Origin of the sequence: Variovorax sp. PAMC28562 (assembly GCF_014303735.1) — a bacterium.
In the GTDB taxonomy this organism is placed as follows: domain Bacteria; phylum Pseudomonadota; class Gammaproteobacteria; order Burkholderiales; family Burkholderiaceae_C; genus Variovorax.
Window position 1 is genome coordinate 4,547,463 of sequence record NZ_CP060296.1, and the last position, 23,378, is coordinate 4,570,840.

Below are 23,378 nucleotides of genomic sequence, written 5' to 3' on the forward strand. Positions count from 1 at the left end.
AGGCGCGGGGACTAAACTCATCGCCCATGTCCTCATCGATGATCTTTACTGTCGCCTTCGCCGCTGCGCTGGTTGCCGGCCTGCTGGTGAAGTTCTGGCTCGCCTCACGGCAGATGCGCCACGTCGCCCGGCACCGCAACAACGTGCCGACGCCGTTCGCTCAAACCATCAGCCTGGCGGCGCACCAGAAAGCGGCCGAATACACCATCGCCAAGTCGCGCTTCGGCTTGATCGAAATGGCGTGGGGCGCTGTAATTTTGCTGGGCTGGACGCTGCTCGGTGGCCTCGATGTGGTCAACAAGCTGCTGCTCGCTTGGCTTGGCGGCGGCATGACCCAACAATTGGCGCTTCTCGTCGCGTTCGCGGCAATCGGTGGCTTGCTCGAACTGCCCTTCACGCTCTGGCAAACCTTCCGGTTGGAAGAGCGCTTCGGCTTCAACAAGATGACGCTCAAGCTGTGGCTGGCCGATGCCGTGAAGTCGACGGTGTTGGGCACGGTAATCGGCCTGCCCATCGCTGCGTTGATCCTCTGGCTGATGGGCGCAGCCGGCACCTTCTGGTGGCTTTGGGCCTGGTGCGCGTGGATGGGTTTTAACCTGCTGCTCATGCTGATCTACCCCAGCTTCATCGCGCCGCTCTTCAACAAGTTCAAGCCGCTCGACGACCCGACGCTGCAGGCGCGCGTGACCGCGTTGATGAAGCGTTGCGGCTTCGCGGCCAAAGGCCTGTTCGTGATGGACGGCAGCACGCGCAGCGCGCATGCCAACGCGTACTTCACCGGCTTTGGTGCAAGCAAGCGCGTTGTGTTCTACGACACATTGCTACGCCAGCTGAGCGCCTCCGAGGTCGAGGCCGTGCTCGCACACGAACTCGGACACTTCAAGCACAAGCACATCGTGAAGCGACTGGTCGCCATGTTCGCCTTGAGCCTCGCAGGCTTCGCGTTGCTGGGTTTGGTCTCGTTGCAGGGCTGGTTCTTTGCCGGTCTGGGCGTGCAGCCCAACATGGGTTCGCCCAACAGCGCGTTGGCCCTGCTGCTTTTCATGATCGCTGTGCCGGTCTTCGGCTTCTTCGTGGCGCCGCTGTCGGCACGCCTGTCGCGCAAGCACGAGTTCGAAGCCGACGCGTATGCCGTCTCGCAAAGCAGTGGCGCCGACCTGTCTGCCGCACTGCTCAAGCTCTATCAAGACAACGCCTCGACGCTCACGCCTGACCCGGTGTTCGTCAAGTTCTACTACTCGCATCCGCCCGCCTCCGAGCGCCTGCAACGCATGGCGCTCGCGCCGGCAACAGCCTGACCCTGAAAGCGCACCATGAGCGACAGCATGTTCAAACCCAAAGACTGGAAAGTCTTGCCGCGCAGGGCATTGACTGCGACCGAGATCGTCGCCAGCCTGTCGAAGCTCGCCGGCTGGAAGCTGAGCGGCGACGGCGCGGATGTCGTCATCGAAAAGACGTACAGCTTCAACAACTACTTCGAGACGATGGCGTTCGTGAATGCGCTGGCCCTCATCGCCCACACGCAAGACCATCACCCCGATCTGTCGGTGCACTACAACCGATGCGTGGTGCGCTTCAACACACATGACGTGAGCGGACTTTCAGCCACCGACTTCGACTGCGCCCGCCAAGCCGATGCGCTGCTATCGACCGTTTCCACCGCTTCCACCGCATGAGATTCGCTGCATGAGCCATATCAGGTATCGCGCCGTTGGCTAAGCAGCCACGCGATCTTCCCGGCGGCGCCACCCTGCGCGATGGCCTCGTCATCGCTGCCCACGGCCGTCACTGCCTCGTCGAAACGCCCGAGGGCGAACGCCTCATTTGCCACCCGCGTGGCAAGAAGAGCCAATCGGTCGTCGGTGACCGCGTGCGCTGGCAAGCGACCGAAGACGAAGGCACCATCGAGCAGGTGCTGCCGCGTCGCAACCTCTTCTATCGGCAAGACGAGATCCGCACCAAGTCGTTCGCGGCCAACCTCGACCACGTGCTGATCCTGATCGCCGCCGAGCCTGAATTTTCAGAGCATCAACTTGCGCGAGCGTTGATCGCTGCCGAGGCTGAGCGCATCACACCGATCATCGCGCTCAACAAGAGCGACTTGGCGCTGCCCTTCGAACGCGCCTGGGCAAAGCTGTTGCCGTACCGGCGAATGCAGCATGGCGTGCTGCCGTTGTCTCTGAAGGCATCGGGCGAGGCCGATCGCGAATCGCTGATGAAGCTTTTGGCTGGCAAAACGACGTTGGTGCTCGGCCCCTCGGGCGCCGGCAAGAGCACGCTTATCAACCTGCTGGTGCCGGGTGCCTCGGTGCTGACCCGCGAAATTTCACAGGCGCTGAATTCGGGCAAGCACACCACCACCAGCACGACCTGGTACTGGGTCGATGCCGACCACACCACCGGACTGATCGACTCGCCGGGGTTCCAGGAGTTCGGCCTGCATCACATCGCGCCGACGCAGCTCACCGGCCTGATGCCAGATATCGCCGCGCACGCGAACAACTGCAAGTTCTACAACTGCACGCATCTGCACGAACCGGGCTGCGGTGTCATTGCGAATGTAGAAACCGCCGACAAACCCGGCGACATCAGCGCGACTCGCTACAAGATATACGGCGAATTGTTTGCCGAGTTGAGCCAGACGCGCTACTGAGCAGGCAGTGCGTTAGGAGCGGCGCGCGGTATGACAGCCGCACCCGATGCGAACGCCACGCGCTCCACCCGGTAGCCGCGCTGGCGCAAGAGCTCTGGCAGGCCGGCGGGCCCGATCATGTGAAGCGCGCCCACCGCGGCGAACACGCTGCGGCCTTTTTTGTGTAGCGCATCGATGGCATCGGCGAGCGCCGGATTGCGGTCGTCGATCAAGCGCCTGATCGCGGCGATCTCTTTTGGCGTGGTCATGCAATCGCACCACTGTGCGTAGCTTTCGAGTCTGGACAAATCCGACTCCGCCCAGGTCGCCAGCAGCGTTCGGGTCAAGGCTTTGGAGCGATCTCCTTCCAGCGCGTCGAGCGCCTCCCTGATTTCGTCGACGTCGACCACAGCGTCCGGGCCAAGCATCGCATCGGCCTGTACCTCCGGCGTTTCGAGCGAGACGATCGGCTTGCGTTCGGGGCGTGCCTGCTCGGCCAGCATCTGGTCGGCACCGTATTCGAAGTACAAGCCATCGGCACGCAGGCCGATCAATTCGATGGTGCTCAGCAACATCGAGGGGTGCATTTTTCCGACCAAAGTTTCGGGCAGGCAAACGCGTGCCAGCTGCGCATTCACCCGCGGCACGAGCGCCGTCGGCACGTCGCCAGCGTGGCGCGAGATGAGCTTCGCGAATCGCTGCTGGATCGAAGGATCGTCAACGTCCATTTCCAGCGCGAGCGTCTTGCTTGCGCGCAAGGCCGCAGCAGTCTTTGGTCCCGGCAACGCCCAGTCCTGCTTGTTGATATGGATCGTTCCATAGAGCCATGACGTGTGGCTGGCCGCACTGATGCGCCAAAGAAAACCGCGATCGCGCGGTTCGCCCAGCGTCGGTGTCAGCTGGTCTGCAGCCAATTTCGGCGCGGGCGGACATTCGGCCCCATGCGCCGCGCTGGCCCACAGCGACAGCCACGCGACGACGATCACGAAGGCTGCCATCCAGCGGCCACCGTAGCGGCGACCATGATCGACACCGAGACCGGCGCAGGACATCAGCCGAGCACGGTCTGCAGCGCATCGATCAGTGTGCTGCACTGATCGCGCGTGCCAATGCTGATACGCAGGTACTGGTCGATGCGCGGCCGTGCGAAGTGGCGCACAAGCACGGCCCGTTCCCGCAGCGCGGCAGCGAGCATGGCTGCATCGTGATCAGGATGGCGCACGAAGACGAAGTTGGCTTGTGACGGCAGCACTTCGAAGCCCAGGTCTTCCAGCTGCAAGCTGAGGCCCTCGCGCGTGTCCATCACCGCTTTGCGCGTGGCTTCGAAATAGCGCCCGTCCTCGATCGCCGCGATTGCGCCAGCGCTCGCGAGGCGATCGAGCGGATACGAGTTGAAGCTGTCTTTGACGCGCGTCAAAGCTTCGATCAGATGCGACTGCCCGCAGGCGAAGCCGACACGCAATCCGGCCAGCGAGTGTGACTTCGACAAAGTTCGCACCACGAGCAGGTTCGGATAAAGCGCCACCAGCGGCAATGCACTTTCGCCGCCGAAGTCGACGTAGGCCTCATCGACCAGCACGACGCGATGCGGGCAGGCAATCAGCAATTGCTCGATGCGTTCGAGCGGCAGGCCGATGCCGGTCGGTGCATTCGGGTTGGCTATGACGATGCCGGCACAGCCGTCGACAGACTGCGCGCGCGCAGCTAGCGCATCGACGTCGATGCGCAGGTCATCATCCACTGGCTGCAGCTCGCAGGCGATGCCATAGAGTTGCGCGTACACCTTGTAAAAGCTGTAGGTGATGTCGGGAAGGAGCAGCGGTTCAGCCCGCTGAAAGAAAGCGAAGAACGCGTGCGCAAGCACTTCGTCCGATCCGTTGCCGACGAAAACCTGCTGCGCGTTCAACCCATGTCGATGCGCGATGGCTTCACGCAACGCCATCGAAGTCGGATCGGGGTAGCGCTCCAGCCCGCTTTCAGACGCACGCTGTATCGCATCGATGGCAAGCGGTGACGGCGGGTACGGGTTCTCGTTGGTGTTGAGCTTGACGAGATTGTCGATGCGCGGCTGCTCGCCCGGCACGTACGGTTGCAGTGCCGCGATGCGCGGGCTCCAGAAGCTTGACCCGGGCGCGCTCAACGCGCTCAACCAAGCAGGCGCGCCAGCGTCAACAGCGCCAGCAACACCATCCACATCACGACCGATCGCCACACCAGGCCGACCACACTGCGTAGATGCGCCGGCTCGGGCTCGCGGCCCGGCGTGCTTCCGCTGTCGAAGGTGCGCGCGCTCAGCAGAGGGTCGCCGGCCTGGGCGCGCTGCAGCGGATCGGTGATCGGCACCGGGCTGAGCGTACCGCCGCCTAGCCGCACATTCACTGCGCCCGAGGTCGCTGCGAGGATCACGCCGTCGTTCGGATCAGGGAAGCGACTCGCGTCGTTGCGCCAGCAATCGATCGCCTCCTCGAAGCTGCCGACCACCGCGAAGCCGAGCGCCGTGATTCGCGCCGGTAGCCGGTCGATGACACTCCACGCACGGTGCGCCGCCTGCTGCACCCACACGCTCGACGGCTGGTTCGTAGCGCCGCTCTTGTGCGCCCAGTAGCGCGCCACGAACTCGCTCATGCGATAGAAAACGGCGCCGGCCGGCCCGAGCCCGAACGCGGCCAGAATCGAAAACCACGCCAGCACGCCGAACACGTGTCGGTGAGCAGCAATGACCGAATGCTCGATCACATGACGCACGATTTCGCTGCGCGGCAAGTCGGCTGCGTCGACACGCTGCCAATGCGCCAGCAGCGATCGGGCGAGCGGCTCATCGCCATCGTCGAGCGCATCGCGAATGCCGGTGAAGTGATGGCTGAACTGCCGAAAGCCCAAGGTGACATAAAGCACCGCGATGCTCCACAGTACGGCAAAAGGCAAGCCCAGGGTGAGCACCAAAAGCCAGTGCACGCCGAGTGCGATCAGCGTCGGTATGAACACGGAAATGGTCCATGCGATCCACCCGTGATGCGGCTTGCCCGCATCGAAATTGCGGCTGATCCAGCGCGTCCAGGCGAGCACGCCGCCGTAGATCGGGTTATGAAAGGCGAGCGGCCGCACCTGTTCGATCAGCAACGCGCACAGGATGGCAAAAAAGCTCATTCTTCGATGATAGCGACGAGGGCTTTTGCGACAACGGCTATCAGGCGATCATGAAGCGATAGAGATTGCGCAGCATGCCGGCCGTGGCGCCCCAAACGAAGCGCTCGTGCGCACCGTCCTGGTAAGGCATCGAGAACCACTCGCGCCGCTGCGATTCGCCATCGGCTGATCGCCACACAATGGTGTGACGACGGTGGTTCGCAGGGTTCATGAGGAACGCCAGCGGCACTTCGAACGAGTCCGCGACTTCGTAGGGGTTGATGGTGAGCTCGAACCCCGGCTTCACCAGCGCGACCACTGGCGTGATGATGAAAGAAGTGCCAGTGGTGTAAGTTGGCAAGCTGCCCAGAACCTCGATGAAACGCGACTCCAATCCGACCTCTTCCCACGCTTCGCGCATCGCCGCCGCGGCGACGTTGATGTCTTCCGGATCGACACGGCCACCCGGGAATGCCACCTGGCCGGAGTGGGTCGACAGATGCGTCGTGCGCTCGGTCAGCAGCACCGTCGGCACCTCGCGCATGACAATCGGAACCAGCACCGCTGCCTGAGCCGGCACGCGGTCGGCAAAGCGCGGCTCACGCCGCACTTCAGGCGACCAGGTTGGCGGTGTCCCAAAGCGCGCACGCAACGCAAGGGCTGTCAGCTGCGACGCAGCGACTACGGGCAACTGGTGGTCGACGGCCGTAACGGGCACGGTGCGTGGATCGAACGATGGCATGGGCACGAAAGGCGCCGCGTTGATCGGTTCGATAGGGTCGGATTGCATGGAAAAAATAGGGATCGGCTTCGATGGTGAGCGCCTGAAACGGCACAAAAGACGCAGAGGTCACAGAATGCGCTGACCATAGCGCGCAACGACGAAGACTGCCGTCGCGTCCGGCCAATCGAGGCGCCAATGCAAAAAGCCGCCATGACGGCGGCTTTTCGATGCACAGGAACAAGTGCCTGGAGGCTGCTTATTGCGCAGCGGCTGCCGGTGCGGCAGTCTTGCTGCGAAGTTGCAGCTTTTCCTTGATGCGTGCTGAACGACCGCTGCGCTCGCGCAGGTAGTACAGCTTGGCGCGACGTACGTCACCGCGGCGCTTGACTTCGATGGCGGCGATCAGCGGGCTGTAGGTCTGGAACGTACGCTCCACACCTTCTCCGCTCGAAATCTTGCGCACCGTGAAGCCGCTGTTGAGGCCGCGATTGCGCTTGGCGATCACGACACCTTCGTAGGCCTGAATACGCTTGCGGGTACCTTCGACCACGTTCACGCTGACGATGACCGTGTCACCGGGCATGAAAACGGGGATCTTTTTGTCGAGGCGGACGATTTCTTCCTGCTCGAGGGTTTCGATGAGATTCATGACTTTCCTGATGTCGATCGTGCTCGCGCTACACAAAAGGCGTTTGGCGGGTTCGACTCTGAAAGAGTCGAGGTACGTCACGCGGCCGGGCAGAGGATCGGGGAGCCCGAAATTATAGCTTTTTCTTCAAAGCCGTCTCGTCGGCCGCATCCAGACGACCAGCTGCGCGCGCTGCCTCGATAAGCTCGGGGCGTCGCGCCGCCGTGATCGCAAGGCGTTGATCGCGCCGCCAACGCTCGATCTGCATGTGGTGACCAGACATCAACGGCGTTGGGACGCTCACACCGTTCCATTGCTCGGGGCGCGTGTAGTGCGGGCAGTCCAGCAAGCCATCGAGCGTCGGGTTGAAACTGTCCTGCGCATGACTGGCCTCGTCGCCGAGCACGCCAGGTTGCAGACGGGCAACGGCATCGAGCAAGGCCATCGCAGCGATCTCTCCACCCGACAGCACGAAGTCCCCGAGGCTGATCTGATGCGTGACGCGCGTATCGATAAAGCGCTGGTCGATCCCTTCGTAGCGTCCGCAGATCAACACCGCGCCCTCGCTCGCCGACCAAAGTTCGACAGCCGCGTGCCGCAAAACTTCGCCGATGGGCGAGAACAGCACGACGGGTGCGGCAACTGACGAATCCCCCCGCGCAGCCTGCGCCGCAACGAGGCAAGCGGTGAGCGGTTCGGCCATCATGACCATGCCCGGACCGCCGCCAAAGGGTCGATCGTCGACACGCTTGTAGTTGCCTTGCGCAAAATCGCGCGGATTCCAGAGGACGACCTCGACCTGCTTCGATTCGTAAGCGCGACGCGTGACACCGCTCGCAAAGAAGGGCGCGAACAGTTCGGGAAACAGCGTGATGAGGTCGAAGCGCATGGCGGTTCGATGAGCGACTAACGCGCGGCGCCTAGTACTCGGGCTGCCAGTCGACCGTGATCAGCCGGCCGGCGAGGTCGACCTTGTCGACGTAGACGGACACGAACGGCACCATGCGTTCAATCGGCTTGCCGTCTTCTTCGGCCGTCAACACCAGCGTGGTTTGCGGACCCGTCGCGAGCAGTTCACGCACGCTGCCGAGCGCTATGCCCTCGCGATTGACGACGTCGAGACCGATCAAATCGACCCAGTAGTACTCGTCTTCAGCCGCAGTCGGAAAGCTCGAACGCGGTACGAAAACGCGCGCACCTCGCAGCGCTTCAGCCGCGGTGCGGTCAGGCACGTCGTCAGAGTGCGCGACGACCCAATTGGAATGTTCTTTGGCCTCGCGAATCGCGAGCTTGAAGGGGCCGGAAGTTCCGCCAGGCGGCTGGATGAACCAGCGCTTGGAAGAAAAAAGCGCCTCGGGTTGGGCGCTGTGGGGCATGACCTTAAACCAGCCTTTGATGCCCCAGGCATCGGCAATGCGCCCCACCTCGATCGCATCCGCCGGCAGTGCGGCGGCTTCGAGCGTGGGCAGCATTACCTACCGCCGATCAGGCTGCTGCCTTGGGTGCCGCAGCAGCGGCTTGCTTGACCAGACGCATCACGGTCGGAGAAGCCTGTGCGCCGACGCCGGTCCAGTAAGCCAGGCGGTCCGATGAAATGCGGATGCTCTCTTCATTTTCCTTGGCGGCCGGGTTGTAAAAACCCAGACGCTCGATGAAACGGCCATCGCGGCGAACGCGCTTGTCCGACACGACGATGTTGAAAAACGGACGGCCTTTGGAGCCGCCGCGGGAGAGTCGAATGACGACCATGATTTATCCTTCGGGTGGTGCAGCAAGCCGGGAAAATCCCGATAACGCTTGCACACGGTGTTCTTCCAGCGTCGAGACACGCGACATGGCCACCCGGCCAGCGACACGCTGAAAAGCCCATGATTATAGCCCGCCCACCTGATTGTCAGACTCGGCCCGTCCCGCCCCCGTACCTCGTCCACCACAAATCGCCTCCCAGGCTTCCTGATGACCACCATTCGCCCCAGCCGTGAAGACGATCTGCACGCCATCACCGCGATCTACGCCCACCATGTGCTGCACGGCACAGGCACCTTCGAAACCAATCCACCCACGGCGGCAGACATGACCGCGCGCCGCGCCGATGTGCTGTCCAAAGATCTGCCCTATCTGGTGGCAGCAGGCGACAACGGCGAGGTGCTCGGTTTTGCGTACTGCAATTGGTTCAAGCCACGGCCGGCGTACCGATATTCGGCGGAGGATTCGATCTATCTCGCCGAGAGCGCCCGCGGCCAGGGACTCGGCACTCAGTTGCTGGCCGCGCTGATGCAGGCTGCCGAAGAGGTCGGCGTGCGCAAGCTCATCGCGGTCATCGGCGATTCGGCCAACCTCGGCTCGGTCGGCGTCCATCGAGCGCAAGGCTTTTCACACGTCGGTGTGTTGAAGGATTGCGGCTGGAAGTTCGGTCAATGGCGAGACGTGGTGTTGATGGACAAAGTTTTAGGCCGGGGCAGCGACACCGCGCCGGAGTAAAAAGGCGCGATGAAAAACAAGACCCTGGCCGCGTGGCTTGCCTTTGTCGGCGGCCCGCTCGGCCTGCATCGCTTCTACCTGCGTGGCCTTGGCGACATGCTCGGCTGGCTTCTGCCCATTCCGACCGCGCTGGGCCTCTACGGCATAGAACGCGCGCGGCTCAACGGTCTGGATGACCAATGGAGCTGGCTGCTCATCCCATTGATCGGTTTCACCATCGCTGGGTGCGCGTTGACCGCGATCATCTACGGCCTGATGACGCCTGAAAAATGGAACGGGCGCTTCAACGCCGGAGCGGCACCCGATGCACCTCCCGGGCAAACCGGATGGCTCACCATCGGCGCCATCGTCGTGTCGTTGCTGATCGGCACGACGGTCCTCATGTCGAGCATTGCGTTCAGCTTTCAGCGCTACTTCGAATACCAGGTCGAAGAAGGCCGAAAGATGTCGCAGTAACTTTTCGCCCGCTGCGCGCCAGCCCACGATCGGCTGCTAAAAAATCTGCAGGCTGATCCAGTAGGCGATCGCAGCGACGAAAGCCGATGCAGGAATGGTGAAGACCCACGCCCACACGATGTTGCCCGCCACGCCCCAGCGCACGGCACTGGCACGCTGAGTGGCGCCGACACCGACGATAGCGCCCGTGATGGTGTGCGTCGTCGACACCGGAATACCCAGGGCGGTTGCAAGAAACAAGGTGAGCGCCCCACCCGTCTCCGCACAGAAGCCGCCGACCGGCTTGAGCTTGGTGATCCTCTGCCCCATGGTCTTCACGATGCGCCAGCCGCCGAACATCGTGCCGAGCGCGATCGCGGTGTAGCAGCACACGATGGTCCAGGTCGGCGGACTGGCGTCGTTGGCATTGGCATAGCCGGTGGCAATCAGCAGCATCCAGATGATGCCGATGGTTTTTTGCGCATCATTGCCGCCGTGGCCCAGGCTGTAGGCGCCGGCCGAGACGAGCTGCAGCCGGCGGAACCACCGGTCGACCCGCGATGGCGTCGATCGGCGAAACACCCAGGCGACCAGGATCATCATGAAGGAGCCGAGCAAGAAACCGAGCAGCGGCGACACGAAGATGAAGGCCACGGTCTTCCAGATGCCCGAAGCCACCAGCGCACTCGAGCCGGCCTTAGCGATCACCGCGCCGACGATGCCGCCGATGAGCGCATGCGAAGAACTGCTCGGAATGCCGTAGTACCAGGTGGCAAGGTTCCAGCTGATGGCGCCGATCAGCGCACCGAACACCACGTGCACGTCGATCACGCTCGGCTGCGCGATGCCTTTGCCGACCGTCGCCGCCACGCTCAGGTGAAAGACGAAGATCGCCACCAGATTGAAGAACGCCGCGAAGACCACCGCCTGACCCGGCTTCAACACACCGGTCGACACGACCGTCGCGATCGAATTCGCGGCGTCGTGAAACCCGTTCATGAAGTCGAACAGGATCGCCAGCACGACGAGCAAAACCACGACCCACAGGCTGACCTGAACTGCTGCCATGCGCGCTTACCGAATCACGAGTTTTCGAGGACGATGCCCTCGATCACGTTCGCCACGTCTTCGCATTTGTCGGTGATGGTTTCGAGAAGTTCGTAGATGGCCTTCAGCTTGATGACTTCGCGCACATCGGGCTCTTCGCGAAAGAGCTTGCTCATGGCGCTGCGCATCACGCGGTCGGCGTCGGATTCGAGCCGGTCGATTTCTTCGCACGTCTTCAAGACTGCCTCGGCCACGGCCGGGTCGGCGATCTTGCCGAGAAACTTGACTGCGTCTTTCAGGCGGTCGCAGCACTTCACGCTGAGCGCGGTGAGGCGCACGATCTCGTCGGTCATGTGACGCACGTCGTACAGCGCCATGGTTTCAGCAGAGTCCTGGATCAGATCGGCCACATCGTCCATCGTGTTGATGAGCTTGTGGATCTGCTCGCGATCGATCGGCGTGATGAAGGTCTTGTGAATCAACCGGTTGACGTCGTGCGTCACGCGATCGGCTGCACGCTCGGCATTATCGACATCGCGGTTGTACTGCTCACGCAGGTGGACATCGTTGTAGTTGGCAACAAGATTCTCGAAAGCACGTGCGGCCTCAACGATCCGCTCGGCGTGCTGGTTGAACATCTCGAAAAAATTCCCCTCGCGGGGTAGCAGCTTGCCGAACATAGCGCTCTCCTGAATGCGCGGCTAACACACGTTCATGACGCCGCTGTGAAAAACCGCGCAAGTGTAATGGCCGGCCGCGAAGGCAGCCCCGCGCTCAGACGATGCGCTTGACCACCTGGCCCGAGACACGCGCCAGCGCGGCAGCAGGCACCTTGTCGGGCGCGATCTCGGCCAGCGGCTTGAGCACGAAGGCGCGTTCGCGCATGCGCGGATGCGGCAGTGTCAGCGTGTCGCTGTTGCGCACTGTGTTGGCATACATCAACAGATCGAGATCGAGCGTGCGCGGCGCATTAGGAAAAGGCCGTTCGCGTCCGGCAGCTTCTTCGAGACGCTGCAACGCAGCGAGCAACTGCTCGGCATCGAGGCCGGTGCGCAAGGCCACCACCGCATTCACGAAATCCGGCCCTTCTGCATTGACGGGCTCGCTCCGGTAGAGCGACGAGCGTGCGGTGACGACGGTTCGCTGCAATGCGCCGAGCGCAGTCATCGCCTCTTGCACCGTGGCCGCTGCGTCGCCCAGGTTGGCGCCGAGCCCGACGTAGGCAGACACCGTTGGGTACTCGTCCCGGCCCCGCCGTACCGGCGCAGCCGAACGCTTCGACGGCGCGCCCTTGCCGCTGGCGGCACGCCGGGGCGGCGCGCCGCGTGGCGGTCCGCTGTTGGGCCGTCCGGCCGGACGCGCTGGAGATCGGCTCATGCTGCTGCAGCGCCCCCATCGCCCTCTGCACCGCCGTCGCTGCCTTCGCCGCCACCGCCCGCGCGCGGCTTGCGCCGGCGACGTCGTTTGCGCGGTGCAGCCGTACCCTCGCCCTCCTGCGGGAACTCACCGCCCGGCGCATCGGCCTCATCGCGTTCACCGCGATCGTCCTGGTCACCGCCGATACCACGAACATCCTGCGGCTCACGCGGCGCGTTCGGCGAAGCACTGTCTTTTGGCAGCGGATCGCGGACGCGCACCCGTTGTCTCGTTTTCTGTTCGTCGCGGACCTGGTCCATCAGGTCTTGCCGGCGCAGATCGTCTGCCGTGCTGAATTCCTGCCACCACTCGCCGATGGCCTCGCTGATCTCACCGACATCGGCGCGCAACCGCATGAAGTCGAACGCGGCGCGAAAGCGTGCCTGCTCGACCAGGCTGTAAGGCGTCGCGCCGCTGCGCTTGTCGAAACGCGGCTGCATCATCCAGATCTCGCGCATGTCGGCGGCCAGCTTGCCGCGACCCGACACGTCGCCGATGCGCGAATTGAAGACGTCGTCGATCGCGTCTTGCAGTGCCGGATAGGCCGGCTGGCCGCGTTGTCCGTTGCGGCCTTCGAGTCGCGCTGCCCAGCCGTCGCGCACATCGGCCCACAGCACGCAGGCCAGCAGGAAGCTCGGCGCCACCGGCTTTCCTTCACCGACACGGCGGTCGGTGTCGATCAATGCGGCTTTGACGAAGGCCTGGTCGGCCCGCTCGACCACCACATCGAGCAGCGGATAGATGCCCTTGGCGAGCCCGAGCTTGCGCAGTTGTGCGACTGTTGCAATCGCGTGCCCGGTTTGCAGCAACTTCAGCATCTCATCGAACAAGCGGCTCTGCGGCACGTCGGCCAGCAGTTTGCTGGACTCGATCAATGGCGCGGCCGTTTTCGCTTCCATCTTGAAGCCGAGCGCAGCCAGCTTGGCCGAGAAACGGATTGCGCGAATGATGCGCACCGGGTCTTCGCGGTAGCGCGTGGCCGGATCGCCGATCATCCGGAGCGTCAGCTTCTGCGCGTCCTTGATGCCGTTGTGATAGTCGACGACCACCTGATTGGCGGGGTCGTAGTACATCGCGTTGACGGTGAAGTCGCGGCGCGCCGCGTCTTCTTCCTGCGGGCCCCAGACGTTGTCGCGCAACACGCGGCCGCTGGCGTCGACCGCATGCTTCATGCTGGCCAGTTCGCCCTTGCTGGTGCGCTCGTTACCGGCGACCTGCTCGGCGGCGGCGTTGTCCATGTAGGCGCGAAAGGTCGAAACTTCGATCACTTCATGTTCGCGGCCACGGCCGTACACCACGTGCACGATGCGAAAGCGCCGGCCGATGATGAAGGCGCGGCGAAAGAGCCCCTTGACTTGCTCCGGCGTTGCGTTGGTCGCCACGTCGAAGTCCTTGGGACGCAGGCCGAGCAGCAAGTCGCGCACCGCGCCGCCGACCACATACGCCTCGAAGCCGGCCTGTTGAAGCGTGGTGACCACGTTCTTCGCGCGCTCATCGACCAAAGCCGGGTCGATGCCGTGCACCGAGGCGGCGACCTCCTGGCGCTTGCCGAAGCGGCTTTTGCCGCGGGAGCCGTCGGCGGATTTGCCGAGCAGTTTGTCGATGAATGTCTTGATCATTGTGTTTGGTAGCTCTTACTCATTTTCAAGCATCGCGCGAATCAACGGGATCGTGATCGCGCGCTGCGTTTGCAGTGCATAGCCGTCGAGCTGATCCAACAGCTCCATCAGGCTTCCCAGGTCGCGGCTGAATCGATGCAGCACGTAGTCGAGCACATCGTCCGACAACAGGACGCCGCGGGCATCGGCCGCCTGGCGCAACACCGCGCGGCGCTCGGGTTCGCTCAGCACCTGCAAGTGAAACACGTGCCCCCAGCCAAGCCGTGTGCGCAAGTCTTCACGCAACGGCAAGTCGGCCGGCGGCAGCGCGCCCGCTGCCACCACGCCACGCTGAAGCGTCTGCGCATTGACGAACCAGTTGAAGGCCGCGTGCTGCTGCACCGCCGTGTAGAGATGGACGTCGTCCATCAGCACGGCGCTCCATCGCTCATCGAACTCGAGCGGCTCGATCACACCTGCATGCAGCCAGCCGACGGTTGCGCCTTGCTCCCGCAACGCGACCCGAACCGATTCGAGCAAATGCGTCTTGCCGCTGCCGCCTTCGCCCCACAGGTACGTCGGCACCGGGGAATGCAATGCGGGGCCTGCACCGGCACCGACCCACAACTGCAGATGCCGCAGCGTCGCTTCGTTCGGGCCCGCAAAGAAGCCCGCGAAGGTCGGACCTGTGGCAATGCCGATGTCGAGCGCCAGCTGTTTCATCCCGGAAGGTTCATGGAGGAGGCCAATGGAGCGAGTTGTCGCGGCCCTTAAAATCGTGAGGAATTCTATCGGCCCGGCCACCATGGTCGCTGGCGCCTGTCTCTGTTCAGCCCTCTTCTTCTATCGACCGCCCATGACTTCTTCTTCGTCCACCCCGCTCAGCTACAAGGATGCCGGCGTCGATATCGATGCCGGCGACGCGCTGATCGAGCGCATCAAACCGCTCGCGAAGAAGACGATGCGCGAAGGCGTTCTGGCTGGCATCGGCGGCTTCGGCGCGCTCTTCGAAGTGCCCAAGCGCTACAAGGAGCCGGTGCTGGTGAGCGGCACCGATGGCGTCGGCACCAAGCTCAAACTGGCTTTCGAATGGCAGATGCACGACACGGTCGGCATCGACCTCGTCGCCATGAGCGTCAACGACGTGCTGGTGCAAGGCGCCGAGCCGCTCTTCTTTCTCGACTATTTCGCCTGCGGCAAGCTCGACGTCGACACCGCGGCGGCCGTGGTCGGCGGCATCGCACTGGGTTGCGAACTCAGCGGCTGCGCGCTGATTGGGGGCGAGACGGCCGAGATGCCGGGCATGTACCCGAACGGCGAATACGACCTCGCGGGCTTTGCCGTCGGCGTTGTCGAAAAATCGAAGATCCTGACCGGTCAGAGCGTCCAACCCGGCGACGTGGTGCTCGGCCTCGCCTCGAGCGGCGTGCATTCCAACGGATTCAGCTTGGTGCGCAAGGTGATCGAGCGGGCGCAGCAAACCGACGGCGGCGGCTTGCCGGCGACGCTCGATGGTCAGCCCTTCCGCCAAGCGGTGATGCAGCCGACGCGGCTGTATGTGAAGCCGGTGCTCGCAGCGCTCGCTGCCCATCCGATCAAGGCGCTGGCACACATCACCGGCGGTGGTTTGCTCGAGAACATTCCGCGCGTGCTGCCGGAAGGCACCGCCGCGCACCTGAAGAAGGGCAGCTGGCCCAAGACCGAGCTCTTTGCGTGGCTGCAAAAGATCGCCGGCATCGACGATATCGAAATGAACCGGACCTTCAACAACGGCATCGGCATGGTGGTCGTGCTCGACGCAGCCGAAGCCGCCGCCTGCGCCGAAACGCTGCGAACCGCCGGTGAAGCGGTGTACGAGATCGGCACGATCGCGGCGCGCGGCGATGGCGCTGCTGTCGTCGTGGCCTGAGCAGGCGTCAGTCCGTCCGTCTCTGTCCGCCCGTTTGCATCACACCGGCACATGGCCCGTTCGAACAAGTCTCCCGAATCCGCAGTTCCCGCTCGCAGCAGTGCGCAGCCGCCGCGCGTGACAGCGGCCGAGCGACCGGCGTCTCGCACCGTCGTGATCGCAAGTTACCTGCTCATCACCGGCGGACTGCTGCTGGTGATGTGGAAAGACCTGCTTCCCGGCCTGCTCTTCGTCTGCATCGGATTTCTTGCGACCCGCGCGTTTGCGCGCGGCATCGAAAGCCTGGTGCGCCGCGCTCTGCCTGCCCGCATGGGTCATCCGATCACATCGACTTTGCCCGGCGTGCTCGCGGCTGCTTTCGTGGTGCTCGCCCCCATCGGGCTGGTCGCGCTCGCCTTCGCCGAGGCGCGCGAGTTCGTTCTCACTGCGCCGGAGCAATACAAGGAATTGCTGGATTACATCGCGCGCACCGTGCTCGAACTGAAGCTCAAGCTGCCTGAGACAGTGAGCGTGTATCTGCCCGACGGCGCTGCGGAAGTTCAGCGCATGGTTGCCAGCTATTTGCGTACGCAAGCTGGCGCGCTGGCGCTCACGGGCCGGGCCTGGCTGGGCGGATTGCTGTTCGCTTACGTCGGGTTGATCGTCGGTGCGCTGGCTGGCGTCTCGCGCGGGCATCTGGTGCAAGGTCCGCTGGCGACGCAATTGGAGCAGCGCATACGGTTGTTCGGCGAAGCCTTTCGGCAAATCGTCGCAGCCCAGTTCTGGATTGCAGCGTTCAACACGCTGCTTACCGCAGGCTTTCTCTTGCTGCTGCTGCCGTTGTGGGGCATGCGTCTGCCATACGAGCCGGCGCTGATCACCTTGACATTCGTGGCGGGGTTGGTGCCGATCGTAGGCAATCTCTTGTGCAACACGGTGCTGACGCTGGTCGGCCTGTCGGTGTCGCCTGCGGCTGCCGCTGCATGCCTCGTATTTCTCATCGTGATCCACAAGGGCGAGTACGTCATCAACGCCAAAGTGGTCGGCACCAAGACACACATGGCGGTGTGGGAGTTGCTGGCCGTGATGTTCGTGGCCGAGGCGGTTTTCGGGCCTGCCGGGCTGGTGGCGGCACCGCTGTTCTATGCGTACCTGAAGAAAGAGCTGGAAGCGAATCGGCTGGTGTGAAGTGGCGATGTCAGGTCAGGTGGTCGGTGCAGCCGGGTTCGGTAAGGGCGTGGCTTCCGGTGCATCCGGGTCCATCCACTTCGCCGCATGGCTGCGCAGTGCATCGAGCTGCAACCAGATCAACGCGAGCTGCGTTCGCACCAGACGAACTTGCGCATCGTCAGCGCCTTCCGTGATGTCTTCTGCCAGTGCATTGAGGGCTGCGCGCGCGGCCAATGCAGCCGGCGTCTCGTTCCAGTAAAGATTGCTGCCGCCAAGCCCCTCGGTCAAACGTTCTAAAGCCAGCGCAGCCTGTTCGGCCGCTTCGCGCAAGACGACCGCACGCGGTACGTCCCGCAACACCTCGCGATGGGCGCCGAGCGCCGACAGATAGCTCAGCATGGTGTGCGACTGGATCAAAAAGCGCAGGGCCACGCCGGCACGCGGCCGCACGAAATTCGGCTCACGGAACATCTCGGAAACTGCCGTCGACAGCGCCGCATCCGAATTGTGCGCATTGCGCCGTGCGAGACGGTAGTCGAGATCGTCGCGGGCGCCCGAACGATATTGCTCGACGATCTGCCGCAGATAGCCAGCGTGGTGCCGCATCGCCAGCGCCGCCAGTTCGTGAATGCGCCGACCCTGCCAGTGCGGCAGCACGAACAGCACGGCGAGCCCGGCGATGATGCTGCCGATGGCAGTGTCGAGCAGGCGCGGCACGATCAACACCTCACTGTCGCCGACCTGGTTGAAGCACATCAGCACCAGCAAAGTCATCGCCGCGGTGGCAACGAGATAGCGCGTGGTACGCGTCGCGAAGAAGAGCACGCCGGCGGCCACGGCGATCATCGATTGCAGCAATGGCTGCGGAAAAAGATCGAGCAAGGCCCAGCCCGCCACGACACCGATCACCGTTCCGGCGATGCGCTGCCCCATTCGCGTGACGGTGTCGCCATAGCTTTGCTGGCAGACGAAAAGCGTAGTGAGCAAAATCCAATAGCCTTGTGCCGGATGGATCGCGCGCATTACGCCGTAACCGACGGTCAGCGCAATGGCCAACCGCATCGCGTGGCGAAACAGCGGTGCGCGCGGCGTGAACTGCCGTTGCACGCGCTCGGCGGCATCGCGCCAGGAGCGCGGCGACCGGTCGAGCAGGCTCATGTCGGTGCGGCCGAGGCCCGCGGCCGGGTGCGCGGTGTGGCTGGCGCCGGCCAGTTGACCGTCGAGCTGCGCGAGGTTGCGCGCCAGCGCTTCGACGGACGGCAGCAAGGCCGCCCGCGCCGCGCGACCCTCTGACTTGGCCGCGTCCGGGGAATGCGCGTCCGCTTCGGCGCGCGCATGTTCGAGGGCATTCCGCAGTTCGGCTAGTGCATGAACGCTGTAGCCGTCTGACACGAATGGCTCGCGTCGCGCGATCGACTGCCCCAGTTGTTGGCAGGCGCGCCCCTGAAGCCCGAGCACACGCTGGCAGCGATAGAGCAGGTCGCTGTGAAAGAACGCATCGGCCAGCGCGTTGTAGTCCTCGTGAGACGAACTCGCCCGCTCGTGCACATCCTGCGCGATCAGGTACAGGCCGCGATAGCGTGCGATACGACCGGTCGGAGCCCGTGCGCCGATGCGGCGAAAGATACTTTCCTTGGCATTGTTGAGTTCGGTCACCACGGTCGCATTGAGCTGCGCCAGCGCGAGCCGTTTGTGCTCGATGTCGATATCGCGCAACGGCTCGAACAGCGACGCCTTGAACTGCACGTAGTCACCGAGCACGGTGAAGAGCCGCACCAGCATCGCCTGCACGGGTTGTGCAGGAAACAAGGCGCACCACGCCACCGACAGCACGCCGTACCACGCAGCGCCCGCCAGCAAGAGCAATGGTTCACCGTCGTGCGGCAATCCGGCACTCAGCGCGTTGTCGGCGGCTAGCGTGGCGTACAGCGCCAGGATCAGCGTGGCGTAAGCGATGGCTTTGTAGCGCGCTCCAACGGCGCCGAGCATCGTCAACACGAAGGCTGTCAGTGCCAGTGTGGCGATAAACAGTGGCGGCCAATCGAAGAGGAATTCGACCGAATAAGCCGCCGCCGCGAAGCAGGCCAGCGTAACCACCTGCGCCCGGAACCGGCCGCGCCAGCTGTCGTCGGTTTCGGCCAGCGCGCTGGCGATGGCACCAAGAAAGAGCGGGATCATCACGTCCTGCCGCTCAGTCAGCCAGCAGGCGGCCATCAGGCTGCCGAGCGCGAGCAGCACGCGCAATGGCTGGGCACGCGCAGCGAGCGCGCGCCAATGCTGGCGCAGGGAATGGAGGGTCGAATTGGTCATTGCTATGTAGTGGTGCAGGATGCGTGCCAAGTGGCCGCGCCCCCAGTTTGCAACTGCCGCCGCGCTACCCATTTGATAGCGTCATCTGCAGGCGCAGCGCGTGCGGTGGTTGCTTTTGGCGGCGACGCCTAGACGTAGCCGCAGAAGCGCAACGCATGACCGTCGGGTTCACGAATCGCGAACTCGCGCAGGCCCCAGGGCTGCGATACGGGTGATTCGATCACCGTCACGCCGCGCTTCAGGTAAGCCTCGTGCAAGCCGTCGACATCGTGGCCAACGTGGACGACGATCTCGCCCCGCCACTGCCGCGTCTCGCGCGCATTGCATTGCCAGAGGCGGATGTAGACCGGGTCACCGTGGGTGCGATCGCCCTTCTTGACGCGCGCATAGCTCGGCGGCTCGCCAGCGATGAAGTCAAGCTCGAAGCCCAGCACGTCGCAGAAATAGCGTGCGGCACGCGCCGCATCGGCGACGGGCAACACCGGCTGGATGCCGTGGAATCGATGCAGTGTGCCGAGGTCGACAACGCCGAGCCGCGGAACCGGCGCGGTGCTCATGCCACGCGCCGCAGCGTGGCCACGCGCTCGGCGATGACGTCGATGTCGAGCGCGTCGTCGGCGTGCGTCAGGTAGGTTTCGAGATCGCGCACCGCCTCCGCGGTATTGCCCTGTTCGGCATGGGCAAGGCCGCGGTCGCGGTGCTCCGACCATGCGTCCGGCAACAGGGCCACGAGACGATCCTGGACCGCGATGGCGCGTTGCCAGTCTTCCTGCGTGCGGTGCACTTCCTTCAGATTGCGCAGCATGCGCGCGATGATTTCACGGGGTGCCGCGGGCTGCAGGTACAGCCCGAGCGGCACATCGAAATCGTCGACCAGGCCATTGCTGCGCTTGTACGGTTCGAGCCGCTCGCCGAGTTCTTCTCGCGAGAGTGATTTGCCGGTGAAAGGGTCGATCACGACCTGTCCTTTCGGCAAGGTCACCTTCAACATGAAGTGACCCGGAAAGGCAACGCCGCGTGCGTGCAGCCCGAGCCCCTGCGCCAGCTCCATCCACAGCACCGCGAGCGAGATTGGGATGCCGCGGCGGGTGCGCAGCACGGCGTTCAGATAGCTGTTGTCCGGGTCGTAGTAGTCGTTGACGTTGCCGCCGAAACTCAGATCGTGAAAGAAGAACTGATTGAGCAACCGCAGCCGTTGGAGCGGCGCGGCATCTGCCGGCAGGCGGCGCTTGAGCCGGGCCAGCAATTGGTCGACATCGCCGAGGACCTGTTGCACATCGAGCTCGGGGTACTCATCCTGCGCCAGGCTGGCGGCGGCTTCGAGCAGCGGAAAGTGGTCGTCGCTCTGCACGAGCGAGCCGAAATACTCAAGAGCGGTGGGCGCTGAAAAGCGGAGGGACATGTGTCTTTGTAGTGGAGGCATCCGGGAGCGTCAAGCTCTGACGCACGGACCCGTTCAGCGCTGCGTCGAGGAGTTCAACGCCGCATGAAGCTGCGAAGCTTGACGCCGACCAGCGCCAGCGTTGCAAAGTAGAGGGCCGCGGCACTCACGACGATGCCTGCCAGCAGCCCGACACGCAGCAGGCGCTGTTCGCGCAGGGCGATCCAGTCGAAGTGCTGGTTACCCCACACGAGCAGCGCGCCCAGCACCACTGTCCCGGCCAGCACTTGCGCAATGAAGCGGCCCCAACCGGGTTCAGGCTTGAAGCTGCCGGCCCGGCGCAGGCCGATGAGCAGCAGCAGCGCATTCACCAGCGTCGCGATGCCGATCGACAGGGTCAGCCCTGCGTGCTGCATCTGCGGCACCAGAAAAATGTTGAGCACCTGCGTCAACGCCAGCGCGCCGAGGCTGATGCGCATCGGCGTGCGCATGTCGTGCCGCGCGTAGTAGCCGGCGGCAAGCACCTTGATGGCGACGATGCCGAGCAGGCCGGTGCCGTAGCCCATCAAGGCCGCCGTGGTGCGCTGTACGTCGAGCGCGCTGAACGCGCCGTTGTGAAAAAGCACCGCTACCAGCGGCTGCGGAAACACCAGCAGCGCGACGGCGCACGGCACGGTGAGCAGCACCACGAGGCGCAGGCCCCAATCGAGCATTGCCGAGTAACGGATGTCGTCCTTGGCGGCACGCGCGGCGGCGAGTTGCGGCATCAGCACCACGCCCAGCGCCACGCCGAGCATCGCGCTGGGGAACTCCATCAGCCGATCGGCGTTGGTGATCCAGGTAACGCTGCCTTCGGCCAGATGCGATGCGATCTGCGTGTTGATAAGCAGCGAAATCTGAGCGCCGCTGACACCGATGAGCGCAGGCAGCATCAGCCTGAGGATCTTGCGCGTGGTCGGGTCGGCCCATGCGGCTCGGAGCGCGGCCCATCGCACGCCGATGCGCGGCATCATGCCGAGCGAGCGCAGCGCAGGAATTTGCAGCGCCAGTTGCAAGATGCCGCCGACCATCACGCCGATGCATTGCGCATAGATGGGCTCGATGCCGTAGCGCCTGAAAAGCGGTGCACCGAGCACGATCGAAGAAATCAGCGCCAGGTTGAGCAAGACCGGCGAGGCAGCCGGCACGACGAACTTCCGCCACGTATTGAGAATGCCGCCCGCCAACGCCACCAGCGCCATGAAGCCGATGTACGGAAACATCCAGCGCGTCATGACGACCGCGCTGTCGAAGCCGCCCGATTGCTTCAGTCCACTGGCCATCGCCCACACCATCAGCGGCGCGGCCACGACGCCGACCACGCACAGCACCACAAGGGTCCAGGTCAGCAACGTGCCGACGTGGTCTATGAGCTGCTTGGCGCCTTCGTCGCCGTGCTCCGTCTTGCAGGCGGCCAGCACGGGCACGAAGGCCTGACTGAAGGCGCCTTCGCCGAGCACGCGACGAAACAGGTTGGGGATGCGAAACGCGACGTAGAAAGCGTCGGTGAGCGCGCTGACGCCGAACACCGAGCTCATCAGCACGTCACGCACGAGACCGGTGATGCGCGAGGCCAGGGTCAGCAGCGAGACGGTGGAGGCAGAGCGAAAAAGTGACACCGGTCGAGTGTATGTGCGCACCGTGCCGCTGCGGATGGCGTCGCGTCCGGCTCCGCTTATAATAGAAGGCTTTGCTGCATCATCCTCAGACACTAAAGGATCCGAATCATGGCATCAGCCAAACCCAAGAAAAAGAACCCCCGCCTCGCATCGGGCCGTAAACGCGTCCGTCAGGGCACGAAACTGAACGCTGCGAACACCTCGCTGCGCTCCAAGTACCGCACCGCGGTCAAGAACGTCGAAAAGGCTGTTCTGGCCGGCGACAAGACCAAGGCGACCGAACTGTTCGCCAAGGCACAAAGCATTGTGGACACGGTTGCCGACAAGGGCATCTTCCACAAGAACAAGGCAGCTCGCGACAAGAGCCGCCTCTCGACGAAGGTCAAGAACCTCGTCCTGGCGCCTGAAAAGGCCGCCGCCTGACACCAGTCAGGCAAACAGCCCGGACGGGTCTCCCGTCCGCCGTTTGATCGGGGTGCGCTGCAGCAAAGTGAAAAAACCGCCTTCGGGCGGTTTTTTCATGTCTGCGCTCTTTGCGCTATCTGAGTTCTAAGCCTTCTTGGCATCCGGCACGCCGCAAACCTCACCGACCTGCAAACCGTTGTCGCGGGCAAAGTTCATGACGAAGTCCCAGGCCATGACCTCGTGCTCGCGCAGTTCGCGATTCACGATCACGCACTTGACGCCGTTGATGGTGGTCGGAACGCACCAAGGCGAATAGCTCAAATGATCGCCTGGCACGGCGCCGCCCGGCCTGAACGAACTCATGACGCCCGCCAGACGTTCGGCCCAATCGCTGGGCCGAAATGCACGGCCATCACTCGTGATGCCCTGGACAAATATGACTTGAGAGGCGGGGGAGTCCATGAATCGGGTTGAACTGC

The 23,378-nt window shown here is 63.7% G+C and carries 26 protein-coding genes; 8 read left to right on the forward strand and 18 right to left on the reverse strand.

The features are described from left to right. The first annotated feature begins 26 nt into the window (after positions 1–26). From H7F36_RS21360 to rsgA, 3 genes are read left to right on the forward strand one after another with little or no spacing between them, the layout of a single operon-like run. Positions 27–1,298: a M48 family metallopeptidase gene (locus tag H7F36_RS21360; RefSeq protein ID WP_187052647.1), complete on the forward strand. Its 1,272-nt coding sequence runs from the start codon at positions 27–29 to the stop codon at positions 1,296–1,298. A 27-nt stretch (positions 1,299–1,325) separates the two neighbouring features. After that, positions 1,326–1,676, forward strand: a complete 351-nt coding sequence (locus H7F36_RS21365) for a 4a-hydroxytetrahydrobiopterin dehydratase (RefSeq protein ID WP_187052648.1) — start codon at positions 1,326–1,328, stop codon at positions 1,674–1,676. Positions 1,677–1,702: 26 nt separating this feature from the next. Then, positions 1,703–2,653: a ribosome small subunit-dependent GTPase A gene (rsgA, locus tag H7F36_RS21370; RefSeq protein ID WP_187055144.1), complete on the forward strand. Its 951-nt coding sequence runs from the start codon at positions 1,703–1,705 to the stop codon at positions 2,651–2,653. Here the strand turns inward: rsgA and H7F36_RS21375 are convergent. From H7F36_RS21375 to rpsP, 8 genes are all read right to left on the reverse strand, one after another. Continuing rightward, entirely contained in the window at positions 2,647–3,684 is a 1,038-nt protein-coding gene (locus H7F36_RS21375; RefSeq protein WP_187052649.1) for a TraB/GumN family protein, read from the reverse strand. The two genes, rsgA and H7F36_RS21375, sit on opposite strands and share 7 nt — an antisense overlap. Next, a complete protein-coding gene (gene hisC, locus H7F36_RS21380; protein WP_187052650.1) occupies positions 3,684–4,772 on the reverse strand; it encodes a histidinol-phosphate transaminase in 1,089 nt (362 codons plus the stop codon). Before hisC ends, H7F36_RS21375 begins: the two co-directional genes overlap by 1 nt. 5 nt (positions 4,773–4,777) lie before the next feature. Continuing rightward, positions 4,778–5,779 carry a CobD/CbiB family protein gene (locus H7F36_RS21385; RefSeq protein WP_187052651.1) on the reverse strand — a complete coding sequence of 334 codons (1,002 nt, stop codon included), beginning with the start codon at positions 5,777–5,779 and terminating at the stop codon, positions 4,778–4,780. A 40-nt stretch (positions 5,780–5,819) separates the two neighbouring features. Next, complete coding sequence (locus tag H7F36_RS21390) at positions 5,820–6,548, reverse strand: CoA pyrophosphatase (protein ID WP_187052652.1); 729 nt, start codon at positions 6,546–6,548, stop codon at positions 5,820–5,822. A 190-nt stretch (positions 6,549–6,738) separates the two neighbouring features. Continuing rightward, on the reverse strand, positions 6,739–7,131 hold the full coding sequence (rplS, locus tag H7F36_RS21395; protein WP_187052653.1) for a 50S ribosomal protein L19: 393 nt from the start codon (positions 7,129–7,131) through the stop codon (positions 6,739–6,741). A 112-nt stretch (positions 7,132–7,243) separates the two neighbouring features. Then, positions 7,244–7,999 carry a tRNA (guanosine(37)-N1)-methyltransferase TrmD gene (gene trmD / locus H7F36_RS21400; protein WP_187052654.1) on the reverse strand — a complete coding sequence of 252 codons (756 nt, stop codon included), beginning with the start codon at positions 7,997–7,999 and terminating at the stop codon, positions 7,244–7,246. Between the two features lie 31 nt (positions 8,000–8,030). Then, entirely contained in the window at positions 8,031–8,582 is a 552-nt protein-coding gene (gene rimM, locus H7F36_RS21405) for a ribosome maturation factor RimM (protein WP_187052655.1), read from the reverse strand. A 13-nt stretch (positions 8,583–8,595) separates the two neighbouring features. Continuing rightward, a complete protein-coding gene (rpsP, locus tag H7F36_RS21410; RefSeq protein WP_187052656.1) occupies positions 8,596–8,859 on the reverse strand; it encodes a 30S ribosomal protein S16 in 264 nt (87 codons plus the stop codon). 207 nt (positions 8,860–9,066) lie between these two features. Here rpsP and H7F36_RS21415 point away from each other — a divergent pair, with 207 nt between their 5' ends. Further along, positions 9,067–9,591, forward strand: coding sequence for a GNAT family N-acetyltransferase (locus H7F36_RS21415; RefSeq protein ID WP_187052657.1), 525 nt, complete (start codon positions 9,067–9,069; stop codon positions 9,589–9,591). A gap of 9 nt (positions 9,592–9,600) precedes the next feature. Continuing rightward, the gene (locus H7F36_RS21420) at positions 9,601–10,047 is read left to right on the forward strand and encodes a hypothetical protein (RefSeq protein WP_187052658.1); all 447 of its coding nucleotides are present in this window, start codon (positions 9,601–9,603) and stop codon (positions 10,045–10,047) included. A 36-nt stretch (positions 10,048–10,083) separates the two neighbouring features. On the opposite strand, the gene H7F36_RS21425 is transcribed toward H7F36_RS21420, so the two are convergent. From H7F36_RS21425 to hda, 5 genes are all read right to left on the reverse strand, one after another. After that, positions 10,084–11,094, reverse strand: coding sequence for an inorganic phosphate transporter (locus H7F36_RS21425; protein WP_187052659.1), 1,011 nt, complete (start codon positions 11,092–11,094; stop codon positions 10,084–10,086). A gap of 14 nt (positions 11,095–11,108) precedes the next feature. Further along, the gene (locus H7F36_RS21430; protein ID WP_187052660.1) at positions 11,109–11,753 is read right to left on the reverse strand and encodes a DUF47 domain-containing protein; all 645 of its coding nucleotides are present in this window, start codon (positions 11,751–11,753) and stop codon (positions 11,109–11,111) included. Positions 11,754–11,847: 94 nt separating this feature from the next. After that, positions 11,848–12,450, reverse strand: coding sequence for a 2-amino-4-hydroxy-6-hydroxymethyldihydropteridine diphosphokinase (folK, locus tag H7F36_RS21435; RefSeq protein WP_187052661.1), 603 nt, complete (start codon positions 12,448–12,450; stop codon positions 11,848–11,850). Further along, on the reverse strand, positions 12,447–14,108 hold the full coding sequence (gene pcnB / locus H7F36_RS21440; protein WP_187052662.1) for a polynucleotide adenylyltransferase PcnB: 1,662 nt from the start codon (positions 14,106–14,108) through the stop codon (positions 12,447–12,449). Before pcnB ends, folK begins: the two co-directional genes overlap by 4 nt. A gap of 15 nt (positions 14,109–14,123) precedes the next feature. Beyond that, positions 14,124–14,810: a DnaA regulatory inactivator Hda gene (gene hda, locus H7F36_RS21445; protein WP_187052663.1), complete on the reverse strand. Its 687-nt coding sequence runs from the start codon at positions 14,808–14,810 to the stop codon at positions 14,124–14,126. Positions 14,811–14,943: 133 nt separating this feature from the next. Here hda and purM point away from each other — a divergent pair, with 133 nt between their 5' ends. Beyond that, positions 14,944–15,996: a phosphoribosylformylglycinamidine cyclo-ligase gene (purM, locus tag H7F36_RS21450; protein ID WP_187052664.1), complete on the forward strand. Its 1,053-nt coding sequence runs from the start codon at positions 14,944–14,946 to the stop codon at positions 15,994–15,996. Between the two features lie 51 nt (positions 15,997–16,047). Further along, positions 16,048–17,163 carry an AI-2E family transporter gene (locus H7F36_RS21455; protein ID WP_187052665.1) on the forward strand — a complete coding sequence of 372 codons (1,116 nt, stop codon included), beginning with the start codon at positions 16,048–16,050 and terminating at the stop codon, positions 17,161–17,163. 15 nt (positions 17,164–17,178) lie between these two features. On the opposite strand, the gene yccS is transcribed toward H7F36_RS21455, so the two are convergent. The 4 genes from yccS to murJ all read right to left on the reverse strand — a co-directional run bounded on the left by yccS (position 17,179) and on the right by murJ (position 22,494). Continuing rightward, positions 17,179–19,455, reverse strand: a complete 2,277-nt coding sequence (gene yccS / locus H7F36_RS21460; RefSeq protein ID WP_187052666.1) for a YccS family putative transporter — start codon at positions 19,453–19,455, stop codon at positions 17,179–17,181. A gap of 128 nt (positions 19,456–19,583) precedes the next feature. After that, positions 19,584–20,012: a bleomycin resistance protein gene (locus H7F36_RS21465; protein WP_187052667.1), complete on the reverse strand. Its 429-nt coding sequence runs from the start codon at positions 20,010–20,012 to the stop codon at positions 19,584–19,586. Then, entirely contained in the window at positions 20,009–20,857 is an 849-nt protein-coding gene (locus tag H7F36_RS21470; protein WP_187052668.1) for a SirB1 family protein, read from the reverse strand. Before H7F36_RS21470 ends, H7F36_RS21465 begins: the two co-directional genes overlap by 4 nt. A 74-nt stretch (positions 20,858–20,931) precedes the next feature. After that, a complete protein-coding gene (gene murJ / locus H7F36_RS21475) occupies positions 20,932–22,494 on the reverse strand; it encodes a murein biosynthesis integral membrane protein MurJ (protein WP_187052669.1) in 1,563 nt (520 codons plus the stop codon). 108 nt (positions 22,495–22,602) lie between these two features. On the opposite strand from murJ, the gene rpsT reads away from it, so the two are divergent. Further along, positions 22,603–22,917, forward strand: a complete 315-nt coding sequence (gene rpsT, locus H7F36_RS21480; RefSeq protein ID WP_187052670.1) for a 30S ribosomal protein S20 — start codon at positions 22,603–22,605, stop codon at positions 22,915–22,917. Positions 22,918–23,043: 126 nt separating this feature from the next. Here rpsT and H7F36_RS21485 read toward each other — a convergent pair whose 3' ends face one another. Next, on the reverse strand, positions 23,044–23,361 hold the full coding sequence (locus H7F36_RS21485) for a DUF3579 domain-containing protein (protein ID WP_187052671.1): 318 nt from the start codon (positions 23,359–23,361) through the stop codon (positions 23,044–23,046). Positions 23,362–23,378: the final 17 nt, after the last annotated feature.